Consider the following 25,302-nt stretch of genomic DNA (forward strand, 5'->3'; position numbering starts at 1 on the left):
TTAGTTTCCAATTTGTTTTTATGATAATCTATATTCAATTGGCCATTTTGAATGCTCTTCTATATGCACCTGAAGGTGCTCAACTTAGTATTTCCAATGCTACTTTGGCTTGTTGTTTCACTTCCGGAGATGTCCCCTCGGCATCCAGGAGTTTCTTGAGTGGTCGGACAGCATTTCTTTCCTGTGCCTCCATGAGAATGCTGATAAGCGCAATCTGTATGAGCGGGTCCGACTGATACTCCAGCGATTTTGACAACTCGAGACGTACCTGCTCCTGATCAGTAAACCGGGCCAGAGCCTGTGCCGCCGCATAGCGCACATTGGGACTCTCATCGGTATTCAGGGTTTTCATCAACGTAGCTACCAACTGGTCACTCGCTTCGGATTTTTCCTCCTCTATCCGGCTGACCACCTGTAGGCGCTGACTCGCTGTGGAAGTCTGAAGCGCATTGATCATGGAGACTTCCTTCAAAAGATCCACCTGCGAACGCAAGGCAATCACTTCATCTCTGTGATCAGTCACAGACCACTGTCCCACCGCAAAACCCACAACCAACAGTGCCACCGCCGCGGCGATCTGCCAAAAAGGAATGTTCCGTGACGGGGATCCCTCGTTTCTTTCTTCCCGAATGGCCTCTGCCACATTCCAGGCAATGGACGCAGGAGGGTCTAACTCCCTTGTAGTCTCCATTAATAACAGGAGCTCTTCCGTTTCCTTCATGCGACTTTGACATGTATCGCACTTCCTCAGGTGGTCTTCCCTTTCAGGTGATCGGTCTCCTTCTAAATAAGCCACCAGGTCTTCGTCTGTCAAATGTGCCATTGCTTCAGCTTTTAATCTCAAAATATAATTCCTTCAATTGCTTGATGGTGCGATGCACCTGCACTTTCACCGCGGATACTGAGGTAGATTTCAGGGCCGCGATTTGTTCGTATTTCATCCCTTCAAATTTGCTCAACACCAGTAACTCTCTCTTCTCTTCAGGCAGTAGGCTCAAAGCCTGCATCAACCGCTGTTCTCTCTCCTGCTGCTCCTCATCCGAATCATCAGCATGGTCTGGCAGCACATCTGCCGCCTGAAACTGATCCCGGTGAACTTTCATTTTTCTGAAATGATCCTTCACCTGGTTGCGGGCAATCTGAAAAAGCCAGAATTCGAAATTACTTCCGGGCTTATAAGACTTTCTGTACTTCAATACCCGGATGAAAATGTTTTGCGTGAGATCAGCACTGTCGTCCGCATCCAATACCGACTTGAGGCAGTAGTTATATATCCGCTTTTGATAGCGCTCACAAAGCTCATTGAGCTTCTCCAGCGCCCCGGTCTGCACCGCCAACATTAGCTGCTCATCACTTTCCTTACTCAAGATCGATCGGTTTAGGTTTTGTTGATTCGGATAAGTTACCTGAAAAGAGAGGGAAGGTTACATTGAGGAATAAAAAAAGGTAGCGGGTGATTTAACAGGACTATTGAACACCCAAAGGACAGGTCACCAGAATCAAAAAAACCCGACCAATGGCCGGGTTTCTAAATTTCTGTGGTGTCCGGAAAATTTTCAGTGTCGCATTTCCTCTTTTCTCCGCATCTCATCCAGCGAGTACTTGCCCGCTCCAAAGATGCTAAAAGCAATCAATATAAAAAGGGTGATCACTGATACCCACAGCTCAGAATTACCCCCCACTGTGGCCAGCCCCTGAGGAGCATTCACAAAAATGACCGCCCCCAGCAAAACCGGCAACTGAAGGATGCTGGCTGTGCGGGTGTAGTATCCCAGCAGGATCAATGGCCCACCGATGAGGTGTGCAAAAAGTACGTAATGTGCCAGCCCCACAGAAAGGTAAGCCACACTCAATGACATCTCCTGCAGCTGATCAATGTGCAGTGCAAAGTATGCCCCTTTGAAAACGATAAAACCGCCCAATGCCACCCGCAAAACAACCAGCCAGTTGGCCCGGTGGGCATCGCCCCAATGCTCAATTTCTGAAAAGATAGTGCTCATAGGAATCTATGTTTGGTCATATCCATACAAAGAAATCCGGAAGCGAAAAGTTCATCCCAAGGATGAACCTCCCGTCCCTACACTCCTGATTTCTGACTATTGAAACAATAGTGCCTGATTTTCTGCTGAATCATAGTCCAGGTCCTTCACCAGCCCATTGGCTATGTCATATACCCAGCCATGCACTTGCAACTCCTTACCAGATTTAATGGCATTTCTTACGATGGATGTTTCATGCAAATCTTTTACCTGTTCGAGCACATTCAACTCCACAAACCGGTTGGTCCTGGTTTTGTTGTCGGTAATCTGGTCCAGTTCTTTTTTATGGAGTCTGTATACATCCTTTATATGGCGAATCCAGTTGTCAATAATTCCATACTCCTCCGTGCCCATGGCTGCCATCACACCACCACACCCATAGTGACCACAGACAATCACGTGCTTTACTTCCAGCACATTCACGGCATAATCCAGCACACTTAGCATATTCATATCTGTGTGTACTACCATGTTGGCAATGTTTCTGTGTACAAAAACTTCCCCGGGCGCCGTGCCTGTGATTTCATTGGCTGGCACCCGGCTGTCTGCACACCCTATCCACAACACCGGTGGCTTCTGACCTTTGGCCAATTTGTCAAAAAACGCCGCGTCTTCCTGAAGTTTCGAGGCTACCCATTTCTTATTATTCTCTAATAAACTCCTATAGTATTGTTCCATGATTTTTTTATTTAGTTAATATCCAGAGTTCAACTCCGGGACATTCTTAAGTGTAAAATTGATGTTGCGCTCCAGCGCAGTTTTTTTGAAATTGTGAATCAGCTCCAGGGCATCATGATCTATCTGTTTAGACTGTGAGCCATCTATGATCACCTGACTGTTCTCCGGTAGGTAATCCAGTGACAGTTGCAGCCCCACCTTGTTGAGAAAAGATACATGCTCACTCAACCTTAGGTGAATTTCCGACCGGCCATCTTGCTCCTTTTCCTCATAGTGATAGGCCACCCTATAGTTTGCCCTGAGTATGTAAAACACACCTACACCCATGCCGATGAGAATACCGATCAACAAGTCCGTGAAAAGAATGGCAATGATGGTCACTATAAAGGGTATGAACTGCTCGCGCCCCAACCCGTATTGCTGCCTGTACAGCGCCGGTTTGGTCAGTTTGAATCCGACCATGATCAAAATGGCGGCCAGAGAAGCAAGAGGTATTTCGTTGATCACATGGGGCAGAAACGCCACAAAGATCAGGAGGAGCAGTCCATGAATAAACGCTGACTTTTTGGACCTGGCCCCCGCATCAACATTGGCAGAACCCCGCACAATAACTGCTGTGATCGGCAATCCTCCCACCAATCCACACAGCATATTCCCAACTCCCTGCGCTTTCAACTCCGCATTATGCGGCGTCCGTCGCTTCTGAGGATCCAGCTTATCTATCGCTTCTATGCTGAGTAGTGTTTCCAGGCTGGCCACAATAGCCAGAGTAGCGGCGGTGATATAGACATTCACATCACCGAGCACCCCCAGATCAGGCGTCCTGAATACAGTACTCAAAGAACTTAAGCCCTCAATAATGGGAATATTCACCATATGGCTACTATTGACAACCAGATCTGATCCGGAAAACTTGAAGAATTGATTGATCGCAATCCCGCATAAAACCACCAGCAATCCACTGGGTATATGTTTGAGCAGTTTGTTTTGCTTGATAAGAGGACGCTCCCAGAGCACCAGTAGAATCAAGGAAAAAAGACCGATGGTCACACTCCCCGGAACCAAATGCTCAAAAGAAGTAAAGAGTGAACTGATGGTGTTGCTGCCGTCCTTTTGGATAAACTCCATCTCACCAAAAGCATCCGAATCAAATCCCACCAAATGTGGTATCTGTTTTAGAATCAGTATGAGCCCAATCGCGGCGAGCATCCCTTTGATAATTGACGAAGGAAAATACATTCCTACAATGCCAGCCTTCATCTGACCGAGTAGGAACTGAAAAACTCCGGCCAGCACAATGGCCGTTAAGAATGCTTCATAACTTCCCAATGTCTCAATGGCACCAAGCACAATCACCACCAGGCCAGCAGCCGGGCCACTTACACTCAGTTGGGATTTACTAAGAAGGCTGACTACCAGCCCCCCAATAACACCTGATATGATTCCTGAAAACAATGGTGCTCCTGAAGCAAGCGCAATTCCAAGGCAAAGGGGTAACGCTACCAGAAAAACCACCACGCCGGACAGCATGTCTCTTTCCAGGTCTTTAAATAGATCTTGTTTAATATTCATGAATGTTGGTAAAAATGAACCCTTCTATAGCCCGGACATGGTACACTTACAAAGCGTACCTCTCCTGATAGGCTATAACACGGATCTAGAAATTCGAATAATTTCCCTGTGTCAATCAACAGGGTGGGAAAAGAGGTGATTTATCCCTCGGGAGGTGGGGTCGGAATCTGCCGTGGGTGATTGGTGAGTTCCAAAATATGGTAGTAATCCTTGTCCTTGATCATCTGTAAACCCCCCAGAATTCCTTCGGCGCCAGATTCAAATAATTTCTTAGTCTCATCCTGCTCTGATGATTCTTCCTGAGATTCTTCATTCTGCTCAGGACTGTTGTCGGTGAGTGGTTCTGCCGGGGAATGTTCGTCATAGTCGCCGGTAATAAAAGACCACACTATTCCAGCCAATGATTCCACCGGGTGATTCGAAAAATCAATCCCTTTGCTGGAAAGCTCCGTGAAGTGGTGCCCTTCATGAAAAATGAGAACAACCAGCATCATGGTGAGTATTTTACTTTTCAGACTGATTTTCCTAGTCCCCATTTCGCAAATGTATGAAATAACCGCCATTGATGGACACCCTAATTAACATGGCTCGTGTTCCAGATGGAAATCCTTACAAAATATTGGGCGCAGCTAAAATGGAAAATTGTTTCTCCTGCATATGTCAGGGTTTGGGCTTAATTTTGACGGGTATGCCCGAAAACCATTCCTCTCTCAATATAACTGTACGTCATTACCTCAGACAAGCATTCCTCATGTTTATAGGTGTTATGTGTGCTGTTTTTGGACTGGAAAGTTTCCTGCTCCCAAATGATGTGCTCGATGGGGGAGTCACCGGCATCTCGCTTTTACTCGCCATAGTCACTGATGGTCGGCCATCATTATTTATCTTTTTAATCAACATTCCTTTTCTGGCCCTGGGTTGGATCCAGATAGGCCGGGGCTTTGCCATCAAGAGTTTTGCCAGTATCTCACTTCTGGCACTGATCCTCTATTTCTTTGACTTTCCCGTCATTACAGACGATCCATTGCTCATTGCCATATTTGGCGGTTTCTTTCTGGGCCTGGGCATAGGATTCTCTATCCGAGGGGGTGCGATCATAGATGGTACGGAGGTGTTAGCGATTTACCTGGGCAAAAAAATCGGCTTCTCCGTGGGGGAGCTCATTCTGATCTTCAACATTGTGATTTTCTCAGTGGCCGCCTACCTCTTGTCAATGGATACCGCCCTCTATTCCATTATCACCTATTTCGCCGCATCTCGCACGGTGGATTTTGTGCTGGAGGGCTTTGATGAATACATTGGTGTAACGATCATCTCGGATCAGCATGCGGAGGTCCGCGAAATGATTTTGACCAAGCTCAGACGGGGTGCTACCATTTATCATGGAAGTAAGGGCTTCAGTCTGCAGCAGAAAGAAGAAGCCAAAACCAACATTCTCTATACCGTAATCACTCGCCTGGAGGTCTCCAAGCTAGAGGGTGAGATAGAAAAAATAGACCCGGGGGCCTTTTTGGTGATGTCCAAAGTAAAGGACATTCGGGGTGGTATGATTAAGAAACTCCCCCTCAAAAAACTCAATAAGTAAAACGGTATCCCGAATTATCCTTTTCGGCCCTATATGCTGAACATTTAAGTACCTAACTGCATTCTATCCTGACCTACTTTTGGTCTCGTAAATTCTACAACGATATGAGACTTTTGATTTGCACATTGTTTTTGGTGGTTAACAGCGCCTTGGCACAACAATCCCTGGAAAGAATTACGGTCAATGGAAATCAATTTGTCAATGAGTCCGGCAAAAAGGTAGTCCTTAGAGGGTATAATGCCAGCGACCCGGATAACCTGGAAAAACAAGGACAATGGGGACGAGCCTATTTTCAGGAAATGAAAGCATGGGGCTCCAATGTAGTGCGCTTCCCCATACACCCAAGAGCATGGAGGGAAAGAGGTGAGTCTGCATACCTAACATTGCTGGATAGTGGTATCCGATGGGCAGCAGAGCAAAGTATGTATGTGATTCTCGACTGGCACAGCATCGGCAATCTCAAGTCAGGGCTCTTTTTCAGACCCGGATATGAAACCACGCTCAATGAAACCTTTTCCTTTTGGCAAACCATCGCCAGGAAATATGGGGACAATCCAACAGTCGCCTTTTATGAGCTCTTCAATGAACCCACGACCAACAATGGACAGCTCGGGGTCTGCTCATGGGACGAGTGGAAGGCCATCAACGAAGAAATGATTACCATCATCAGGGCCTGTGGGGGTCAGGGCATCCCGCTGGTAGCCGGGTTTAACTGGGCTTACGATTTATCCGCTGCTTTTGAGCATCCCATTGAGGCGGTAGGGATCGGCTATGTGAGTCATCCCTACCCTCAAAAGCGAAACCAGCCCTGGGAAAGCCAGTGGACCATGGACTGGGGCCGGATGAAAGAAAAATATCCTGTCATTCTAACAGAAATCGGCTTTTCGGGAGCAGAAGAAAGAGGCGCTCATGTGCCCGTAATCAGTGATGAGCGCTATGGAGAAGCCATCACTAGATACTGCGATGAAAAAGACATCTCTTATGTGGTCTGGGTTTTTGATGCCCGGTGGGCCCCGAGCTTATTCAGTGACTGGGAATACAAAGAGCTCACCCGCCATGGAAAATTCTTCAAAGCCAAGCTAAACACATATCAGTACGACTAAGTCATGTACCCCATGCAGTGAGCACCAAATGACGCGAGCCACCATAATCTCTGTGCTCACATAGGTAAATTCCCTGCCAGGTACCGAGATTCAGTCTTCCATTGGTGATGGGAATTAGCACCGATGGGCCCAAAAGGCTTGCTTTGATGTGTGCCGGCATGTCGTCCGGGCCTTCATAGTTGTGTTGATAGTAAGGCGCATTTTCCGGTACCATTTGGTTGAAATGACTCTCAAAATCCATTCTCACTGTTGGATCCGCATTTTCATTGATGGTGAGTGAAGCCGAGGTATGCTGAATAAAAACCTGAAGCATTCCTGTTTTCAGCTCCCTGATTTCAGGTATAGCATTCAATACATCACGTGTTATCAAATGAAAACCACGACCGAACGGCTGCAAGTGAATCGTCTGCTGGAAAGTCTTCATTTTGGATCAATTCTTTCAAACGCCCCTATGTCTGGTTTGCTATCGCGAAGATGACCCGTGATGTCATCCGATATACTAATATTAACACCCTTGTCTCTGGCAAAAGCCAATGAATCCAACTGGTAATTAAACGTAAATGGATCTTTGAAGCCAGGATAGTTTCGCTCCTGAGACACGTAGTTATCTGGCCAATCTTCTTTGGATTTGATAATATTCGACTGAATCTTGGTGACCACCGTGGCTCCGCCTCCATCTCCTACAAAAAGTTGATTGACTCCTTCTCCCCACAAAATGGAGTTGGTGATTTCTACAGACAGGTCACCAACCAGCACGTCATCATCCGCCAGAATCACATTATCAGAAAACTGGATCATAGGATCATCCGAGATGAAAAAACTAGGCACATTGGTAAATGTACAATGCTCATATTTATAATTTCCTCCCGCCAGATTACCGACGAGAAAGCCTCCGGCATTGTGAATGAGTGTGTTGTAAGCATAAACATCTGAAGAAAAAGCCAGGATACCAGCCACCGACATATGACGAATGGTGGTATGGGAAATCTCCAGATCATACTTTTCGTCATTGTCGGGAGTGCCCACCCGCAAGCCGATTTCACCATTTTCTATATCTGCATACCTGATTTCATTGTCTTTGCTACCCTCCAAAAAGTAAATGCCGCCCCATTGACCGGGGGCTTCCAGATAGTCCGGATCGAACCGGGTATTCCTAATGGTAACATGCCTACCAGAATCTCCAAGAATTTTGAGGCTCCCTTGTACAAAAAATGAAGCCCCATTGTCGAGATAAATTTTGGTGCCCGGCTGAACGGTGAGGGTACACAGGCTGTCCAGTAAAGCAAAATTGTAAATAACATAAGGCCTGTCTGCCGTCCACACTTCATCACAAATCAGGCGGCTATTCACAAAGTTGGCGTCCTGACCATAAGCCACCAGCTTGACATTAGCCAGGTATTTGCCCCATGAGACGGTGATGGAGTCCTTGACCAGATAAGGCAGGTCTTTGTTTTGCTGATCTATTTCCACACTTACTAATATCAGCAGGCTATCACCTCCGAAAAGCACCTGATCTTTGATGGTGGTACCTGATTGTCCGTTGACAATCATGGAATAGTCAGAGGCCCTGCCTTTTCCCAGCCTGATATCGTGAATTTTTACTGCCTTATCATTGGGGTTGTAAATTCTCAGGCGCTTGGTCACGCTCAGGCGCTCCGTCAGGAGTGTGTCAAAGAGGACGGTGTCTGTGCTAAACGCCAGCTTCACGTCCAGAGAAGTGGTGATCTTCTCTTCTTCAGGCTCGCAGGCCAGTATTCCTGTTAATAGAATAAATAAGACAGGTAAAAATTTTTTCATTTGTAGATCAACGGAAAACCGCTGGGTTTATTCCTGACCCTCAGCTTTTAGTAACTCTGAGTTTTCCGCTATTCTAAGTTTCTCAATAAACTCACCTATTTCTCCACTCATAATTGTGGGCAAATTGTAGACCGTGTGGTTGATTCGATGATCTGTCACCCGCCCTTGCGGATAGTTATACGTTCTGATTTTATCAGATCGATCTCCGGAGCCCACCATGGTTTTTCGCTGAGAACTAATGGCGTCATTGTGTTTTTTAAGTTCTATTTCATAGAGCCTTGACCGCAGTACTTTCAAAGCCTTGTCATAGTTGGCATGCTGAGAGCGGCCGTCCTGGCACTCCACCACCAAACCAGACGGTGCGTGCGTCAGACGAACGGCAGATTCTGTTTTGTTGATGTGCTGACCTCCTGCTCCCGAAGCCCTAAAGGTATCCTTTCTGATATCACCCATATTCAGCTCCACATCCACCTCTTCGGCCTCTGGCAGCACCGCCACTGTGGCTGCCGAGGTGTGCACCCTGCCCTGAGATTCAGTCTGAGGTACACGCTGCACCCGGTGAGCACCCGATTCGAATTTCAACTTGGCGTAGACGTCTTCGCCTTCCACACTGGTCACAATTTCCTTAAAACCGCCTGCTGTGCCTTCGGTAAGACTCATTACTGAAAATTTCCAACCCTGATCCGCCGCAAACTGCTCGTACATTTTAAAAAGGTCTCCAGCAAAGATGGCTGCCTCGTCCCCGCCAGTACCTGCCCGTATTTCCAAAATCACATTTTTACTGTCATTCGGATCTTTAGGGATGAGCATCATTTTCAATTCTTCCTCAAGTTCATCCCTTTTGGGCGCCAGCTCATCCAACTCCATTTTGGCCATTTCCCGAAACTCTTCATCCTTCTCCGTTTCGAGCACCTCCTTGGCACTTTTGAGGTTAGCCAACAGATGAGTGTACTCATCATATTTCTTCACCACCTTCCCCAGGTCACTATATTCTTTATTCAACTTGGCATAATTACCCATATCAGCCATCGCATCTGGCTGCACAATCAGCTGACTTACCTCCTCAAACCTTTTCTTGATTGCTTCAAGTTTATCAATCATCTCCGTTAACTTTAGTCTGCAAAATTATATAAAGCCAAAAGACTTTTATGCGACCTACTAAAAACACCTTGATTCTAGTGTTTGGTTTCCTCTGCATCTACTCCTGCACACCCAAGAAACCAGTGGATAGAGAAGGCTTTCGTCAGGAAAAAGCCGCCCGCGAGTTAAAACGGATTGTCCCTGCAGATCTGATGCTCAAAGGTGAGGAACTCGGAGAAGAAATAGTATCGGCCACAGCAAGTGCTTACCTCAATACACTCAAGCGTGCGATTGTGGAAAATGGGATCAGTGGGGCTATTGACTTCTGCCAACTGAGTGCTTCGGGCATTACCGCCGGCCTGCAGGATAGCCTGGGAGTAACCATAAGCCGTGTGACCGATAAGCCCAGAAACCCGGCCAACGTGCTTTCGGAATCAGACAAAGCCATCTGGGAAGCTTATGCCTATGTGCCGGAGAATCTGGATGGACAGATTCAGGAATATAATGCGGAAAGCCTTATTTACACCAAACCCATAACGATTGGCTCCACGCTGTGCCTCAACTGTCATGGGCAAGTAGGTTCCGACATTACACCGGAAAATTACAGTCTGATCAAATCCCGGTACCCCAACGACGAAGCTGTCAATTATGAGGTGGGAAATTTCAGGGGGATGTGGCGCATTATCATTCCCAAAAAAGCAGTAGTCAGTAAGTTGTAGTTATTCGCAGGCACCCGGGTCATAGCTGATCAGGCCGCGCGATTCGGCATGGCAGGCATTGCTGTAAGTTTGCCCATCACAGCCGCACACAGGATTGTAGTCCATGGTACAAATGGCTTGCTCATTGATTTTGTCTTCATCTATACACACCTCGGAGGTCCGGGTGCAGCCTGCTGCTAGTGCAAGAAAAAAGAAAGCTATTTTCATGTCAGTTCTTTAAATCGAAAACAATCGATCGTATGATCATTGATCAAACCCACGGCCTGCATATGTGCATAAATGGTGGTAGATCCCAAAAATTTAAAACCCCGTTTTTTCAGGTCTTTGGCTAAAAGATCCGACTCTGCTGTCGTAGCCGGAATACTTCCCTTTTCTTCCCACCGGCCTATTTTGACCTGATGGCCCACAAAGCCCCAAATATATTTGTCAAAGGAGCCAAACTCCTGCTGAACCTCCAAAAACCTTTTTGCATTATTAACAGCAGCTTCTATCTTGGCTCTGTTTCGGATGATGTCGGTGTTTCCCACCAGTTCATTGATCTTCTTGGAATCAAAGGCCGCTACCTTATGCACCTCAAAATTCGCAAAGGCCTTCCTGTAACCTTCTCGCCTTTTCAGTATGGTACTCCAGCTCAACCCTGCCTGGGCGCTTTCTAATACCAAAAACTCAAAATGAATGGCATCATCGTGATTTGGGACCCCCCACTCTTCATCATGATATCGAATGTACTCGTCAAAAGTCCCCTCTGCCCACCTGCATCTTTTCTTGTCCATAGATAATACGCTTGCGCTTTGTTGGTTAATATATAAATTTAGATTTCATAAGCAGCATATGGTAATCAAACGGGGAATAATTCTTTTCATTTCTTTCTTTCTCATCCAACAGGCCTACACTCAACCTGAAATGGTCAACGTGGGTGGCGCAAGCATTATTAATATTTCGAATCAACTGCCTGAAAACCTCACTTCCGAGCGGTCTGTGGTGATCCTGGATATTCCTACCCAAATGAAGGATGGCTTTGTGATAAGAGGTGACTGGAAAAAGTTGGCTGCCAATGCACACAAGACTTTCAGAAAAATAGGTGTAGATCCCATTGCGTATGTATATCTGGACGATCTGAATGCGGGACCAGAGGTGAATAGCGCCTACTTATCTCTGTTTCAGAAGCGCAATGTGAAAAACCTGATTATCCTCAATCAGGTAGGTCTGTTTCCGGAAGAGACTTACACCATATTGATCACCGGGTTCAGTGCAGAAAATTATATCAAAAATGGCCAGAATGGTTGGAAAGAAAGTGATCAGGAGCTGAACCAGGTGATGGTGAGGCTTGGGAGGCAGGTTCTCCGACAGAAAATTGAGCGCAGCAATCTACTCATACCTGAGCAGCCAGAATATCTCCAGGACCTGGTCATTTTTGAAGGAACAAGACTCGAAAATTATCCCAGTCGTCTCAAAAGCCTGAAACTGGCGGTAGTCGCTTTTCAGAAAGTGCCTGGCGACAATGTAGAAGATGCTGAGCTAGCTTCGAAAATTGCTGCATACAACCAACAAGTAGAAGAGAAAAACAAGCGCCTGGATGCTATCATGGCGGCATATCCTTTTAAATATGATATTGTCACCGAAACCAATGAGGATGCCTTATATAAAGCCGGGTATCAATATGCTCTGATGCCATTGTCCAGCACTGGCCATTCCGTGAAAAAAGTACTTAACTACCCGACCACCGCTACTGAAACACACTATATGACGAGCACTTTTGATGTTCAAAACCGTCCTGCACTGAAGAGGATTCCCATCAACGCGAATGTGACAAAATACTACGTCAAACAAACCATCGTAAAAGACATACATCCCGGCAAAGTATGGGACGCAGATGTGAGTTGGGAGCAGGGGCTTGAAAACTTCATTTACAACCTCAATCAAGCCTTTAGGTAATGTCCGACCTCAATTATTTTCAGACCAGACCAAAAGTACCACCCATTGATACCGATCTGTATCTGAAAAGAATCGGGGTGCAAAAAGACGAGCCATCACTGGCATTTCTTAAGAAAATACACCGGGCTCATCTCCTCCAAATCCCTTTTGAGAATCTGGACATTCATTATCAGAGAAAGATCATTCTGGACATCAATTCTATCTATGACAAAATCATCCGCCACCGCAGAGGGGGGTTTTGCTATGAGTTGAATGGGTTACTCTATCACCTACTGGCTCGTCTTGGATTCCGGGCCTTCCTGGGGTCCGCCAGGGTTTTTCAGGACGGGTCTATTTCTCCGGAGTTTGATCATATGGTTGTTTTTGTTTCCCTGGATGAAGGTAACTTTCTATGTGATGTTGGTTTTGGTGAGCTCTTTTCCGAACCCAAGCGCCTGGTGACCGGTGACGTTCAGCTGGACTATACGCGCTATTTCCGGTTTGAGCATAACCCCGATGGGGAGTGGCTACTAAGAAAATCGAATGATAACAGCCTCTATGAATCCATTTATGTATTCACGCTACAACCTCGCCAAATGATAGAGTTCCTACCCCGCTGTAATTTTCACCAGGAATCTGATCAGTCACACTTCACCAAACAAAAGCTGATCACCCAGCTTTTCAGTGAAGGGCGGATAACACTGACCGATCGCAAAATAAAGCGATCCCTTTACGGTGAGCAGAAGGAGCTTGAAATATTAAATGAAGATGAGTTTTTGGCGCAGCTGCAGGAAATTTTCAAGATCAACGTGAGGTCTCTACTTCGTCAAAAGTTCAATTAACTGAGCAGAAGCCTCTTCATAAAACAAGTCCACCATTGCTTTTTGATCTCCCTCAAAAAGATGTTTAGAAAACAGCACTGCCCCGGTCCATTCTTCGCTCACCCAAATGGCATTGTTACTTAGTCGGCCACACTGGGCGGTATCTGTAAATGGCCAGGTGCTCACGTAAAAATAAGGGCTGCCAAAAAGATGATCGCCAGGTGACATCCCCAGCAGAATATGCGTATCCGTTTCCGGGTCACCTGAGTTTTTTAGCACCACCTCCAGTGCCTGGTCAAAGTGATGAGGCCATACCTGAATATTGTTCTCAACACCCATTTTTACTTTTATTTCCCGCAACGAAACATAGGAGTTGTGATAATACTTGGCCAACTCCAGAGCAGCCGCCGGATATTGCATGTGAAATGGCTCTCCTGACTGAGTGGGGTATTCAGGTAATTCATAAGGGAGGTTCATCGTGAGGTTGGCGGCATTGAGGCCAAGTTTACCTATTTGCTCCTCCAACCAGATCATCATTTGTAGCTGGGTCTGACCTTCCACCGGATAGGAACCCAACACGTTCACCTTTTGATCCACCAGATAAATGGTAAATGATTCCAGACTGAGGGAGCTTCTAAAGGTTACGGATCCTGACACCCACTGGCCAGCCAGCCGCGAAAGACCAGGTACCCAAGTGAGGACAGCATATTCATCATACCGGGACTTAGGAGAAAATTTTCTACCGACAGCCGCCACATTTTGAATGGCCTGATGTAGCTGTTCTCTGGCCGCACGAAGATGATCCGGATCTGTCTTTTGAAGTGATCTCCATTCGAATGTTTGCATGGATGGTAGTGGCCGGAAATCAAAAAAGGCCTTAAAGGCCTTTCATTATTTAATTCAAATATTTCATTACTTCCCTTTTCAAGGCCTCTCTGTTAGAGGTAATGCTCGGGTCTGTAAATACTTTGGAACTAAGCTTGGAGATTACTCCCTTCTTGAAGCCCAGCTTTTCAGCCAACTCTTCACAGTATTTGATTTCACTCAAATATACCTGACTGTCGATTTTCATCAACTGGACAATGTTGTATAGATACTCGAACCTATCCTCATCTGTCATCGTGGACAAAGGGGGAAGGGGCTGGGGGTTTTCCACGAGGTTCAGTATTTCTGCTTCCGAAACACCATTTGCTTTACCCAGCATCATTATCAAGCTTCTTTCCTCTCCTGCAAACTCTCCATCAATTTTAGCAAGCTGAATAAGTGTACTTAGTTGGGATTGTATACTCATAATTAAGTAAGGTCAGTTATCAATTAACTTTAAAGATAGATTTACGCGCGATTAGAAACAAGGATTCCTATAATTCAAATTTACGCGCTTCTTTAATCAGTTTGTCCCTGTTTCCGGTGATGGAAGGGTTAGAATAGATCTGTGAAGATAATTTTTTGACTACTTTTTTATCAAAACCAAGCCTTTGGGCCAAGTCCTCACAGTATTTGATTTCGCTAAGGAAGACCTTACTGTCTATCTTCATCAGCTGAATGATGTTATACAAAAACTGGAACTTTTCTTCAAAGGATAATGCAGAGAAGGAGATATCAACCTCACCTTTTCTGGAGATGTTTTCGTGGATCAAAGCATCTATCTCTGATTCCTCTACTTTATTGGCTTTTCCTATGCTATAAATCAGCTGCTTTTCTTCCTCGTTAAAGTTTTGATCAGATACGGCTAGCTGAATGAGTGATTGTAGGTGGCTTTTAAAATTATCCATGGCTGAGTAAGTTGGCTCGTTATGTTTTAAATATAAAAATTAAAACTCACAACTCAAGACAACCTCAATGCATATAGCTGCCGGCGTTGATATCAAATGTGGACCCGGTAGAATGGTCAGCCATACCGCTGGCAATAAAAGTGATGAGTGGGGCGAGATCTTTAGGCTCTGTCAATCGCTCCAGTGCAACATCCCCTTTGGTGTGCTCTTCCCCATACATATCCATAAATTCTTTCGCCATATCCGTACGCACAAAACCCGGGGCGATCACAAATGCCTTGATCCCATCTTTGCCATATGCCCGGGCAATGGACTTGGTGAGGGAAACCAACCCGGCTTTGGACGCTGCGTAGGCCATATACTCTGCCTGATCTCCACGAAAGGCCGCTCTGGAACTGATGTTGATAATTCGCCCAGAAGATTTTCGTTTCAGAAAATGGTCGATCGCCTTTCTGCAAATGACCGCCGGAGAAGTGAGGTTCACCATCATGGTGTCATCCCACGCCTTTTGCCAATCCTCCTCTGATGCATTGATGGGTGCCGGAATGGCCACTCCTGCGTTATTAATAACTATTTCTATGCTGCCCATCTCCAGAGCAATCCGGTCGAAAAGCTTGGAGGCCTCATCTGGCAAGGAAAGATCCGCCTGAAAAGCCTTGGACTCGTTGCCCAAAATATGAGCGAGATTCTCTGCTTCACGGACGTTTTTATTATAATGAATAGCAATGGTGGCTCCTGCTTCTGCCAGCTTGGTAGCCACGGCCTTTCCTATACCCCGACTCGCGCCTGTCACTAATATATTTAGACCTGAAAGGTTGATGTACATATCTGATCCCTAAAATTATTCGTACGAAAATTAGTTAAACATCAGCAAATTAAGACTCCATTGGTCAATTTGTTATCAACGGCCATTCTCTGATTTTCAAATAATAAAGAATGAAAAAAGCCAACAACCCAACAGGGCCCATCATGAAAGTAAGGAGCAAAACTGGGGCAACTAACCAATGTGAAAATCCTTGTGCCTGAGACTTGGTGAGAATCCATGAGCCAATGACCAAATCAAAACTCAAGTAATGAATCCACCCGGCCAAAAGCATGTAGTCATTGGAAAAAAGAACCCTTATTTCCCTCAGGGACGAGAAATCCGGTAGTCCTGTGGAAAAATGAGTGATAACAATGCCTAAGTAGAAAACAGATAACACGCCAGGTATTGCGATGGTTTGAATCGCTCTCTGGGTGTATTTCCACCTTGGTGTAAAAATCATTAGCGCCCATGCACACGCTGCAATGGCACTCGTCAGATCAAAAAGGGTGTTTGAATCCATATTCAATATCTTTGTCATTAATCACTGCACGGCACATGTGGGAGAAATAAAATTACTATATTAGTCACTCCTCCAGCTGTATATTACAATTTTCCATCAAGTTAACCGTCAAAAATGGGCATCATCATACCTTTAATTCTTATAGCCATTTGTTGCGCTGTTATATGGCGCGCGGGAGATGGCTTTATGACTGCATCAGAGTACATTGGCCGCAACCTTTCTGACGGAGTAAGGGGTGCAACTATCAACGCCATAGCCAGCTCAATGCCGGAAGTTTTCACCTCATTCTTTTTCTTGTTTATCATGCAGGATGCCGAAGGATTTTCCGGTGGGATCGGCACCACAGCAGGTTCTGCTATCTTCAACAGTATGGTGATTCCGGCAGTGGCTGTTTTGGCAGTGATTGGTATGGGACTTACTAATAAGGTAAGGGCTTCCAAAAAGGTAATGCTCAGAGATGGTCTGAGTTTGCTCATCGCAGAATTGTTATTCATCGTGCTGATCAGTGGTTCTTCTTTAGATTGGTATCATGGTTTGTTGCTCATGCTCGTATATGTGGTCTACATCGTCTACATGTTTTGGTCTATGGACAAAAAGGAGCGGGAGATAATGCTCGAAGAAAGTCACATCAGTGAAGAGGATTTTGAGGTGGATCAGACAAAACAAAAGCCTTTTTTGGTCGGGTTGCTCACCCTGGACCTTCACCGCGTGTTTATCGGAAGGAAAAAAATCAACAACCTGAATGCCTGGTCTCTGCTCATTTCGGCCACAGTGTGTATTGCTGCAGTTTGTTATCTTTTGGTTCTCGCCTGTGAGTGGATTGGTGATGACACCTACACGGTTCCCTTTTTGGGCGAGTTTCAAGGGTTAGGTATTCCGGTAATGTTTGTTGCGTTGATTTTGGCATCAGCGGCATCCAGTTTCCCTGATACAATTATTTCTATCAAAGATGCCCAAAGGGGACAATATGATGACGCTATCTCCAATGCCCTGGGTAGCAATATTTTTGATATCTGCTTTGCGCTTGGGTTCCCGCTTTTTATCTTCACTTTGATACACGGGCCCATTGCCATGTCTCAAGAGATGGTAGACCTGAGCGGTGAACTGCGGTTTCTACTTTGGTTACTAACGGCCGTTGTGCTCATTATATTCGTCTGGGGAGGATATATAGGTCGATTTAAGGCAAGCCTGCTTCTTGCTCTGTATTTTCTGTTTGTCCTATATGTTGTAGGTCGGGGTGCTGGTAATGAATATGCACAGGCCATTGCAGATTGGTTGGTTTCCATCGTCAGACATTTCAGTCTTTCTTAGAGCTGGGTCACGAGTTGACCATCAGCGTTCCAGGTGGCCTCCTGCACGGAAAGCGGACGGCAGCGGTCTATTAATTCCTGTCCTGTACTAAGGTCAAACTGATAGCCATGCCACGGACACACCACTCTGCATGCCCCATTTACGCTGGCTTCCACCAGCGGATAATCAAAGTGTGGACACTTCGGTTCAAACACAAAGATCCTGGTGCCGAACCTGGTCAAAGCATACTTTTGCTCGTTGTAGCTGATTTGAATGATTTTACGATCCTTCAACACGGAATCAAGTGCGGAAATGGATTGGAATAATATGACCTCCTCTTTCATTTTGGCTTGACCGTTTTCTATATTCGCATAATAAAAATTACAATCATGGACATTACTAACCCTGCAGTAACCGACGGTGTAAATCTATTCGTGAATATCGTTATTTTTCTTGTTGCCTTTGGGGCAGCTCTTTCTCTCGTAGATATGAGAAAGGAAAGTCAGAAGAAAGACTGATCTTATTTAAGTGCGCCTGGTGCGGAAACTTTCGGTTTTTGACTTGGTGCCCTTCCTGATGCGAACATCTGGTGTCATATATGATATGCCCAGATGATCAGTTCAGGCTGATGGGTACACGCAGCCTAAACTCCCACACTTTTCAAAACCTTAATAGGGGAGATTATACGTCGTCCTTTGCGTGCTTGCTTACTTTTCTATTTGGCAAGATCGTTGGGCAAATGATTGCCAAAACAAACAACACAAGAATAAAAACTAACATGGCCATAACGCGCTATTTTTTTGTGTAAAGATAACCGGACTCATAGGTTTAAACCAACATTCATCCAAACTTTAAACCACCCCCTGAGCAATCATGGCATCGGCCACTTTCACAAAGCCTGCAATGTTGGCCCCTTTCACATAGTCCACATAATTCTTGCTTTCACGACCGTATTCTTCACAGTTATTATGGATGCTCTTCATGATCATTTTGAGGCGATAGTCCACTTCATCTCGTGTCCAATACAAGCGTTGTGAGTTTTGAGACATTTCCAGACCGGATGTAGCCACTCCTCCCGCGTTTGATGCTTTGCCGGGGCTGAAGAAAATCTTCTTCTCTCTGATGAAAGTCAGCGCCTCATCAGTAGTGGGCATATTGGCTCCCTCGAAAACCCCAATACATCCATTTTTCACCAACAACTGGGCGTCTTCCAGCGGAAGCTCGTTTTGGGTGGCACAAGGATACGCCAAATCTACCTTAAAGTTCCATGGTGTCACATCGGCGTGAAACTCGGACCCCTTGAATTGATCTGCGTATTCACTAATCCTGCCCCTTTTTTCATTTTTGAGCTCTTTGATGAATGCAAGCTTCTCCTCATTGAAACCCTCTTTGTCATAGATACACCCTCCCGAATCGGAGACCGTAACCGGCTTTGCACCGAGTTCTAATAATTTCTCAATGGTATATTGGGCAACATTACCACTTCCGGATACCGCGCAAACCTTACCCTCCAGACTATTTCCATGGGTTTCCAAAACTTCTTTGCTAAAGTAAACCACACCATATCCGGTGGCTTCAGTACGAATCAGGCTACCTCCATACTGAAGACCTTTTCCCGTGAGCACTCCCGTAAATTCATTTCTGAGTCGCTTGTACTGGCCGAACAAAAAGCCAATTTCACGACCGCCCACCCCAATGTCTCCTGCAGGAATGTCCGTAAAGCCACCAATATGCTTGGATAGTTCGGTCATAAAACTTTGACAAAACCTCATGACCTCTCCGTTTGATTTGCCTTTGGGGTCGAAATCACTCCCTCCCTTTCCGCCTCCCAGCGGCAGAGTGGTGAGGCTGTTTTTGAATACCTGTTCGAAAGCCAAAAACTTCAATATCGATAAGTTAACGGAAGGGTGGAATCTCAAGCCTCCTTTGTATGGACCAATGGCCGAGTTCATTTGTACTCTATAGCCCCTGTTGATTTGAACCTGATTTTGATCGTTTACCCAGGGCACCCTGAACATGACCACACGCTCAGGCTCACACATGGTTTCCAATACATTGGTCTGCTTATATTTTGGGTTATCCTCTATGAACGGGACTATGGTTTCTGCAACTTCTTTTACTGCTTGAATAAATTCCTTTTCATGTGGATTACGCTGACTTATTCTCTGGATGAACTCATCAACTTTTTTCGAATGATTGGCCATATTATTTGCGGGTGTTTTTTGGGAAAATTGATTATTCAAGATAGAAGTTTTTTACAGAAAAACATAGAGCCAGTCATCAAACTTGGGTAACGGAAACTCTCGGATCATAATGATATCATGATGCTGATCTAAACACTCGATAACATCTCCACGTTATATTAGGGAGATAAACAAACCACCAAAATCATGTATCATACAGAACTTGAAACGGAGATCATTTCAAAAATGAAGGGACTCAACGGAAATCAAAAAAGTGCGGTGCTTAACTACCTGGAAAAAATTCCTAAAATGAGTCACAGCACGAGAGTGTACAGGAGAAAGGCTATGAAACAAATTAGGGAGGCTCTCAGCGGACAGAAATAGTAGTCTTTAATCCTCTGAAAGAACAATCACCATATCCTTATCGGTGAGTGTAAACATATCTGACTTGCGTGGATTCACATATACGCCGTATCCTTTGTTGGCTTCTTTGGCTTCCCTGATTACACGATAGCCAATGGCCACTTCATTCTTTCGGGCAGCAGATTCCAGGATGGTATAGAAATTCATGGGCTCACCCACTTTTACATACTCTTTGGCTGGCTTGATATAAATTTCTGATCCGTCCGCATCGAAGAGGTCTTCAAATACCCTCATCAAAAACTTATTTTCTGAAACCTGGCTCATTAGCAAACTGATCAGTTTATCGCTAACAATGAAGTCATCCGCGCTCGTGATATCCGCCAATTGCCGGTTTCGGATATCGAGCATCTCAGACACAATCTTGTATTTCTGTCCGTTTTTCTCTGTGAAGTTTCTAAGGTGAAGTAGAGTAATCAGGGTTTGCGCATCCGCTTCCTGTATCGGGAAATAATTCTGGTAACAGAGTAGCATGATGTAATCATACTGACCCAAATCCATGTTCTGGAGGGTTTCTCTGTCGGTGGTGTCAGTCACTTCAAAGCTGAGGTGAATGTTTTCAACTAGATTCGAAAGCTTATTGATCGCCTTGGCCGCATCATCAAACTTGGACATCACCTTTACATGGGATCCTGGAGGAACATAATAGTCAAGTTCGCGGATGATGTGTCTCGCCCTATTGTTCCAGCCCAAAATCAATATTTTTTCTTCGTCTTTTACCTCCGGTTCTGTATAGACGATCTTATCTTCAAGCAATTCAATAAAGTCCGGAGAGTTCGGAACCAGGGTGTCGTCATCTTCCGTAATACCGATCACACTGTCGCCTTCCCTAAAGATGGTATCCATGGTAGGGTTAATTTCCACTGAGCCGTCAGCGTACTGAATCCCCATAATCGCCGAGTCTTCATAAGCAAAAAGAATCTCCCGAAAGGTTTTACCGATCAGCGACTTTTCTTCCATGAAGTAAATTTCATCCCCGCCAAAATCCATCAGTTCAATGTAGACCACACTCAACCCAGACTGACGAGAAGTCTGCACCATAATTCGCGAAATGATTTCATCTGACAAAATGAGCTCCACCTCATCTTTACCCACCATCTTGGCCACTTCAAAGTTTTTCTTATCCTCCATCTCCGCAGTGATGTGATATGGGGCCTCTCTCCGCTCTGGGTTGGTGACAATTGCCACAATGGTTTTAATGATTTGGGAATCCGAATTCTCGTTATCCTTATCCAGTATAATGATTGACTTGGTATCAAAAGGGTTGGCTATATACAAATCATGAACATCAATCGGATTCCCTGTTCTACAGATCACCACCGTATTGGCCGTACTGCCCACTTTGTCCCGAATCTCGTCTTCCATGAGCACCTTGTCCATATCGGCCAGAATCACGATCACGCCTCGGCGCTGATTTTCGTTGGCAATGACTATCTCTGAGATGATGGTAAATATTTTAGATGACCATCCCAAAATCAGCACATGGTCTTTTTCTATTACGAATGAGCGGCCCTTTCTCAGCTCATCCATCTTGGTGAGGATACCATTGGAAACCAAACCGATCAACGTGGAGATGATCACCAGACCAAGAAAAGTGGTGAACAACATGAAAACCCTGAAGGGCCAGTTGTCTTCATGGTTACCCAATACACCCGGATCCAATACGTGAGTGAGGTTCACCCACAATGATTCGAAAATAGTGAAGTCTTTATCGTGATCTGGGTGTAGACCAAATGTCAAAAGGAGCACTCCAAAAACAATAATGATAATCATTGACAATATCCCCAAGCCATAGATCATGGCCGCCGTGCCTTTCGATAAATAGTTGTCAAACTTATAGTTTAACCTGGTTTTAAGCGGGAATTTACTCATTTGGAGTGTCGGTATTGAATATGACTTGAAAAGATACGCAAAACTAAACCAAAATATAAATTAATCACCCTAGATGAAGATGCGTTTGCATAAACTATTCGCGGTTTTCTTGCTCATTTACTCGTCGTATGCAAGCCAAATTGATCCAGAACGGCGCGGAGCTTCCATGCCCGGTAAGGGAGTTGTTGTTTTAGCGTCCTCATATCTCTTGTTAGTGTACCAGCATTGATTCCTGGGGTTTGTCACCAAACCTCTTTCACATTTCTGTGCTCCGTCCGGACCTTAGGGCGGTTCTTTACTTTTCAAAAACAACTAATGATGCCCCTGATTGGCCTCAAAAGCAACATTTCAATCCATTTTCTGCCGATTTTCCGTTTACATAAGTTATTAGCTAAATTTGGAAGATCGGTGAATAGAATGGAGCAACAATCAATCAGCATTTTAATGGCAGATGACCATACCTTATTTAGAAAAGGTATGTCCATGATGGTCAAAACTTTCCCGGGGATCACCTCTGTGAAGGATGTAGAAAATGGTCAAAAGGCATTGGATTTGCTAGCCATTGAGAAATTTGATATCCTTCTTTTGGATCTGGAAATGCCTGTGCTCGATGGGTGGGAAACCGCCAAAAAAGTGGTAACTAAATTTCCGGACACCCACATCATCATGATTTCCATGCACGATTCCCTCAAATTGATTTCTGATTTGATCGAAATTGGGGTACATAGTTATCTTCTCAAAAGTGCAGAGCCCGAAGAAGTCCAGAAGGCAATCAGCTCAGTGATGAACAATGATTTCTATTACAACCAGCTTGTAGCCCGAGCACTCCACCAAAAAGTGCAAAAGGGAGCCATCAACAAGCCCTTGTTCAATGAAAGAAGCCAGTTGACCAAACGTGAGGTAGAAATTCTCGAACTCATTTGCCAGGAACTGACTATGAAAGAAATTGGTGATCGACTATTCATTAGCGAACAAACCATCCACACGCATCGCAAAAATCTCATGCGTAAAACAGAAGCCAAGAATGCCGTCGGGCTGGTAAAATTTGCTATCCAACAGCAAATTGTAAGCTTTTAACACCTACCACTTTTTGGGTATTTTTTTACACCTTTTCTATAGGTTGTTCTCGGCAAAAACCTCTTTCATTGTCCTGAAAGGCCCTTTCTGAATCTCCAGTTCCATTTTGGCCAATTTTGCTATTGTTAAATGAAATACTTTAGTGTCGCAGTTTCGTCTGCAAATAGGTTGATGGTTGAAAGAAAGAGAGAGGCTCTAGATATTTCGCTTAATCTGTTGGTATGCCAAACCTCTTCAGGTCTTTAGCTTTCTCTCTTTCTTTTGTTTTTTGAAAATTTTTCCTCCGCGTTCCAACCATTTCCTCTTTCACCGTTACTTAAGCTTAGTCATAAGGAAGCCTTACCAAAGTCTTTTCCTTGTTGCAGGTCAAACGTAATCTGAAGAGGATTACTGAAAAGTCTCTTGTTTGTGGTTCACATAATGAGAGACTTTCTTATTTTAGGTCAATGAGTAAACAAAAGGATAAGAGTCAAATTTCAATATTGATCCACCTGGCCTCCATGGACGGAGATATTGATGACACAGAAAAAGAGTTGATCTCCAGAATTGGCATGGCACATGGTTTGTCTGAAGAGGAGCTACAGGAGTATTTTGATCATCCCCCGGAAAAAATTGACTTCAGTAAACTCAGCGAAGATGAATCTTTCGATACGCTCTACAATTTGGTTCATCTGATGAAAGTGGACGGAAAGATATTTGACGAGGAAATTAGCTACTGTATGAACATGGCCAAGAAACTGGGCTACCCGCTGGAGGCCGTGATGGACCTGTACAGTCAGGTTCATGCCAATGTGAAACTCAAATCCGAAATACAGAAAATCAAAAGAAAATATCACAAAAAAGGGTAGCCAAACAGCTACCCTTTTTTGTAATCAATTAGTTGAGGTATTCATAAATACCAGCGACTCCCTGGCCACCTCCCACACAGGCAGTTACCATTCCATATTTTCCTTGGCGCCTTTTCATCTCATTGAATAACGTAATGGATAGTTTGGCTCCGGTACATCCTAATGGGTGACCCAATGCTATAGCGCCTCCATTGACGTTCAGAATATCCGTATTCAGATCCAGGCCACGGATCACTGCTAATGATTGAGCGGCAAATGCTTCGTTGAGTTCTATCAGGTCCAGGTCGTTCTGTTTCAAACCAGCCTGCTTCAGTGCTTTCGGCACAGCAGCCACAGGGCCTATGCCCATAATACGTGGGTTAACTCCTGCCGCAGCATAGCTCACCATTCTTGCAATTGGCTGAAGGTTATATTCCTTCACCATCTTTTCTGACATGACCATGACAAAAGCAGCTCCATCCGAGGTGGGTGAAGAGTTTCCTGCTGTGACCTGACCTCCTTGTTTAAACGCCGGCCGTAAGCCGTTGAGCGAATCCATGTTGGTATCGGCTCTTACGCACTCATCGGTGTCCACCACATAGGATCTTTTCTTTCGCTTGTCTCCTTCCAGGTATATTTCTTCCACAGTTACCGGAACAATTTCATCCTTGAACTTTCCGTCGGCGATGGCCTTCGCAGCCTTCTGATGCGACTTCATGGCAAACTCGTTGGCATCATCCCTCGAGATATTATAATCTATGGCCACTTCCTCAGCTGTGAGGCCCATACTCAGATAATACTCAGGGTTGTTTTCAGCAATTTTCCAGTTGAGGGCGGTCTTGTACCCAAGCATGGGCACCAAAGACATGGACTCTGTACCTCCAGCAATAATACAATCGGCTGTACCTGAGTGTACCCTGGCGCAAGCCAGATGAATGGCTTCCAGCCCTGATCCACAATATCGGTTAATGATCATACCGGGCACTTCCACCGGAAGCGACAACAGAGAAATCATCCTTCCCATCTGCATGCCTTGCTCCGCTTCCGGGATGGCATTGCCCACAATCAGGTCATCTACCCTTTTAGGATCAAATCCTTCAATCGAATTCACCAGATGTTTGATCACATCAGCCGCCAGATCATCGGGTCTGTAAAATCTGAAGCCTCCTTTTTTGGCTCGTCCTACGGCTGATCTATATCCTGCTACTATATATGCATCCATTTTATT

The 25,302-nt window shown here is 45.1% G+C and carries 30 protein-coding genes; 10 read left to right on the plus strand and 20 right to left on the minus strand.

The window, feature by feature from the left end; all coding sequences use genetic code 11:
* Window positions 1–79: 79 nt before the first annotated feature.
* The 6 genes from ACHKAR_RS10050 to ACHKAR_RS10075 form a co-directional block, all read right to left on the minus strand.
* On the minus strand, window positions 80–823 hold the full coding sequence (locus tag ACHKAR_RS10050) for a hypothetical protein (RefSeq protein ID WP_395417321.1): 744 nt from the start codon (window positions 821–823) through the stop codon (window positions 80–82).
* Between the two features lie 4 nt (window positions 824–827).
* On the minus strand, window positions 828–1,367 hold the full coding sequence (locus ACHKAR_RS10055; RefSeq protein ID WP_395417322.1) for an RNA polymerase sigma factor: 540 nt from the start codon (window positions 1,365–1,367) through the stop codon (window positions 828–830).
* Window positions 1,368–1,556: 189 nt separating this feature from the next.
* Window positions 1,557–2,000, minus strand: coding sequence for a DoxX family protein (locus ACHKAR_RS10060; protein ID WP_395417323.1), 444 nt, complete (start codon window positions 1,998–2,000; stop codon window positions 1,557–1,559).
* Between the two features lie 96 nt (window positions 2,001–2,096).
* On the minus strand, window positions 2,097–2,717 hold the full coding sequence (can, locus tag ACHKAR_RS10065) for a carbonate dehydratase (RefSeq protein WP_395417324.1): 621 nt from the start codon (window positions 2,715–2,717) through the stop codon (window positions 2,097–2,099).
* A gap of 15 nt (window positions 2,718–2,732) precedes the next feature.
* On the minus strand, window positions 2,733–4,289 hold the full coding sequence (locus ACHKAR_RS10070) for a SulP family inorganic anion transporter (RefSeq protein WP_159582443.1): 1,557 nt from the start codon (window positions 4,287–4,289) through the stop codon (window positions 2,733–2,735).
* Window positions 4,290–4,429: 140 nt separating this feature from the next.
* Complete coding sequence (locus ACHKAR_RS10075; RefSeq protein WP_159582444.1) at window positions 4,430–4,825, minus strand: hypothetical protein; 396 nt, start codon at window positions 4,823–4,825, stop codon at window positions 4,430–4,432.
* 29 nt (window positions 4,826–4,854) lie between these two features.
* Between ACHKAR_RS10075 and ACHKAR_RS10080 the strand changes: the two genes are divergently transcribed.
* A complete protein-coding gene (locus ACHKAR_RS10080) occupies window positions 4,855–5,874 on the plus strand; it encodes a YitT family protein (RefSeq protein ID WP_395417325.1) in 1,020 nt (339 codons plus the stop codon).
* Window positions 5,875–5,978: 104 nt separating this feature from the next.
* On the plus strand, window positions 5,979–6,977 hold the full coding sequence (locus ACHKAR_RS10085; protein ID WP_395417326.1) for a glycoside hydrolase family 5 protein: 999 nt from the start codon (window positions 5,979–5,981) through the stop codon (window positions 6,975–6,977).
* A gap of 1 nt (window position 6,978) precedes the next feature.
* On the opposite strand, the gene ACHKAR_RS10090 is transcribed toward ACHKAR_RS10085, so the two are convergent.
* Genes ACHKAR_RS10090 through prfA form a run of 3 tightly spaced genes read right to left on the minus strand, consistent with a single transcriptional unit; the run spans window position 6,979 to window position 9,875 of the window.
* Window positions 6,979–7,401 (minus strand): secondary thiamine-phosphate synthase enzyme YjbQ, encoded by a 423-nt coding sequence (locus tag ACHKAR_RS10090; protein WP_395417327.1) that lies wholly within the window; start codon window positions 7,399–7,401, stop codon window positions 6,979–6,981.
* On the minus strand, window positions 7,398–8,774 hold the full coding sequence (locus ACHKAR_RS10095; protein ID WP_395417328.1) for a right-handed parallel beta-helix repeat-containing protein: 1,377 nt from the start codon (window positions 8,772–8,774) through the stop codon (window positions 7,398–7,400). Before ACHKAR_RS10095 ends, ACHKAR_RS10090 begins: the two co-directional genes overlap by 4 nt.
* A 27-nt stretch (window positions 8,775–8,801) precedes the next feature.
* Window positions 8,802–9,875, minus strand: coding sequence for a peptide chain release factor 1 (gene prfA, locus ACHKAR_RS10100; RefSeq protein WP_159582449.1), 1,074 nt, complete (start codon window positions 9,873–9,875; stop codon window positions 8,802–8,804).
* A 47-nt stretch (window positions 9,876–9,922) separates the two neighbouring features.
* On the opposite strand from prfA, the gene ACHKAR_RS10105 reads away from it, so the two are divergent.
* The gene (locus ACHKAR_RS10105; RefSeq protein WP_395417329.1) at window positions 9,923–10,573 is read left to right on the plus strand and encodes a Tll0287-like domain-containing protein; all 651 of its coding nucleotides are present in this window, start codon (window positions 9,923–9,925) and stop codon (window positions 10,571–10,573) included.
* Here ACHKAR_RS10105 and ACHKAR_RS10110 read toward each other — a convergent pair whose 3' ends face one another.
* Window positions 10,574–10,780 (minus strand): Kazal-type serine protease inhibitor domain-containing protein, encoded by a 207-nt coding sequence (locus ACHKAR_RS10110; protein WP_395417330.1) that lies wholly within the window; start codon window positions 10,778–10,780, stop codon window positions 10,574–10,576.
* Entirely contained in the window at window positions 10,777–11,346 is a 570-nt protein-coding gene (locus ACHKAR_RS10115) for a DNA-3-methyladenine glycosylase I (protein ID WP_395417331.1), read from the minus strand. The genes ACHKAR_RS10110 and ACHKAR_RS10115 overlap by 4 nt, the downstream gene beginning before the upstream one ends.
* A gap of 58 nt (window positions 11,347–11,404) precedes the next feature.
* On the opposite strand from ACHKAR_RS10115, the gene ACHKAR_RS10120 reads away from it, so the two are divergent.
* Window positions 11,405–12,508 carry a hypothetical protein gene (locus ACHKAR_RS10120; RefSeq protein ID WP_395417332.1) on the plus strand — a complete coding sequence of 368 codons (1,104 nt, stop codon included), beginning with the start codon at window positions 11,405–11,407 and terminating at the stop codon, window positions 12,506–12,508.
* The gene (locus ACHKAR_RS10125) at window positions 12,508–13,329 is read left to right on the plus strand and encodes an arylamine N-acetyltransferase family protein (protein ID WP_395417333.1); all 822 of its coding nucleotides are present in this window, start codon (window positions 12,508–12,510) and stop codon (window positions 13,327–13,329) included. Before ACHKAR_RS10120 ends, ACHKAR_RS10125 begins: the two co-directional genes overlap by 1 nt.
* Here the strand turns inward: ACHKAR_RS10125 and ACHKAR_RS10130 are convergent.
* From ACHKAR_RS10130 to ACHKAR_RS10150, 5 genes are all read right to left on the minus strand, one after another.
* Window positions 13,306–14,154: a hypothetical protein gene (locus ACHKAR_RS10130; protein WP_395417334.1), complete on the minus strand. Its 849-nt coding sequence runs from the start codon at window positions 14,152–14,154 to the stop codon at window positions 13,306–13,308. The genes ACHKAR_RS10125 and ACHKAR_RS10130 overlap by 24 nt on opposite strands.
* A gap of 49 nt (window positions 14,155–14,203) precedes the next feature.
* The gene (locus tag ACHKAR_RS10135; protein WP_159582456.1) at window positions 14,204–14,599 is read right to left on the minus strand and encodes a TerB family tellurite resistance protein; all 396 of its coding nucleotides are present in this window, start codon (window positions 14,597–14,599) and stop codon (window positions 14,204–14,206) included.
* A gap of 67 nt (window positions 14,600–14,666) precedes the next feature.
* Window positions 14,667–15,080 carry a TerB family tellurite resistance protein gene (locus tag ACHKAR_RS10140; protein ID WP_395417335.1) on the minus strand — a complete coding sequence of 138 codons (414 nt, stop codon included), beginning with the start codon at window positions 15,078–15,080 and terminating at the stop codon, window positions 14,667–14,669.
* 64 nt (window positions 15,081–15,144) lie between these two features.
* On the minus strand, window positions 15,145–15,906 hold the full coding sequence (locus tag ACHKAR_RS10145) for an SDR family NAD(P)-dependent oxidoreductase (protein WP_159582458.1): 762 nt from the start codon (window positions 15,904–15,906) through the stop codon (window positions 15,145–15,147).
* Between the two features lie 64 nt (window positions 15,907–15,970).
* Entirely contained in the window at window positions 15,971–16,423 is a 453-nt protein-coding gene (locus ACHKAR_RS10150) for an ABA4-like family protein (RefSeq protein ID WP_370519068.1), read from the minus strand.
* Window positions 16,424–16,519: 96 nt separating this feature from the next.
* On the opposite strand from ACHKAR_RS10150, the gene ACHKAR_RS10155 reads away from it, so the two are divergent.
* A complete protein-coding gene (locus tag ACHKAR_RS10155) occupies window positions 16,520–17,716 on the plus strand; it encodes a sodium:calcium antiporter (RefSeq protein ID WP_395417336.1) in 1,197 nt (398 codons plus the stop codon).
* Here the strand turns inward: ACHKAR_RS10155 and ACHKAR_RS10160 are convergent.
* The gene (locus tag ACHKAR_RS10160) at window positions 17,713–18,039 is read right to left on the minus strand and encodes a Rieske (2Fe-2S) protein (protein ID WP_395417337.1); all 327 of its coding nucleotides are present in this window, start codon (window positions 18,037–18,039) and stop codon (window positions 17,713–17,715) included. The genes ACHKAR_RS10155 and ACHKAR_RS10160 overlap by 4 nt on opposite strands.
* A 45-nt stretch (window positions 18,040–18,084) precedes the next feature.
* Between ACHKAR_RS10160 and ACHKAR_RS10165 the strand changes: the two genes are divergently transcribed.
* Window positions 18,085–18,213, plus strand: coding sequence for a hypothetical protein (locus ACHKAR_RS10165; RefSeq protein WP_255465342.1), 129 nt, complete (start codon window positions 18,085–18,087; stop codon window positions 18,211–18,213).
* A gap of 333 nt (window positions 18,214–18,546) precedes the next feature.
* Here the strand turns inward: ACHKAR_RS10165 and gdhA are convergent, their stop codons facing one another.
* Complete coding sequence (gene gdhA, locus ACHKAR_RS10170) at window positions 18,547–19,899, minus strand: NADP-specific glutamate dehydrogenase (RefSeq protein WP_395417338.1); 1,353 nt, start codon at window positions 19,897–19,899, stop codon at window positions 18,547–18,549.
* A 186-nt stretch (window positions 19,900–20,085) separates the two neighbouring features.
* Between gdhA and ACHKAR_RS10175 the strand changes: the two genes are divergently transcribed.
* Window positions 20,086–20,262 (plus strand): hypothetical protein, encoded by a 177-nt coding sequence (locus ACHKAR_RS10175; protein WP_395417339.1) that lies wholly within the window; start codon window positions 20,086–20,088, stop codon window positions 20,260–20,262.
* 6 nt (window positions 20,263–20,268) lie between these two features.
* Here the strand turns inward: ACHKAR_RS10175 and ACHKAR_RS10180 are convergent, their stop codons facing one another.
* On the minus strand, window positions 20,269–22,170 hold the full coding sequence (locus tag ACHKAR_RS10180; RefSeq protein ID WP_395417340.1) for a CASTOR/POLLUX-related putative ion channel: 1,902 nt from the start codon (window positions 22,168–22,170) through the stop codon (window positions 20,269–20,271).
* Window positions 22,171–22,587: 417 nt separating this feature from the next.
* On the opposite strand from ACHKAR_RS10180, the gene ACHKAR_RS10185 reads away from it, so the two are divergent.
* On the plus strand, window positions 22,588–23,247 hold the full coding sequence (locus ACHKAR_RS10185; protein ID WP_395417341.1) for a response regulator: 660 nt from the start codon (window positions 22,588–22,590) through the stop codon (window positions 23,245–23,247).
* 446 nt (window positions 23,248–23,693) lie between these two features.
* A complete protein-coding gene (locus ACHKAR_RS10190; protein ID WP_395417342.1) occupies window positions 23,694–24,095 on the plus strand; it encodes a tellurite resistance TerB family protein in 402 nt (133 codons plus the stop codon).
* A 28-nt stretch (window positions 24,096–24,123) separates the two neighbouring features.
* On the opposite strand, the gene ACHKAR_RS10195 is transcribed toward ACHKAR_RS10190, so the two are convergent.
* Entirely contained in the window at window positions 24,124–25,296 is a 1,173-nt protein-coding gene (locus ACHKAR_RS10195; protein ID WP_395417343.1) for a thiolase family protein, read from the minus strand.
* Window positions 25,297–25,302: the final 6 nt, after the last annotated feature.

This window comes from Marinoscillum luteum (assembly GCF_044005705.1).
Classification (GTDB): domain Bacteria; phylum Bacteroidota; class Bacteroidia; order Cytophagales; family Cyclobacteriaceae; genus Marinoscillum; species Marinoscillum luteum.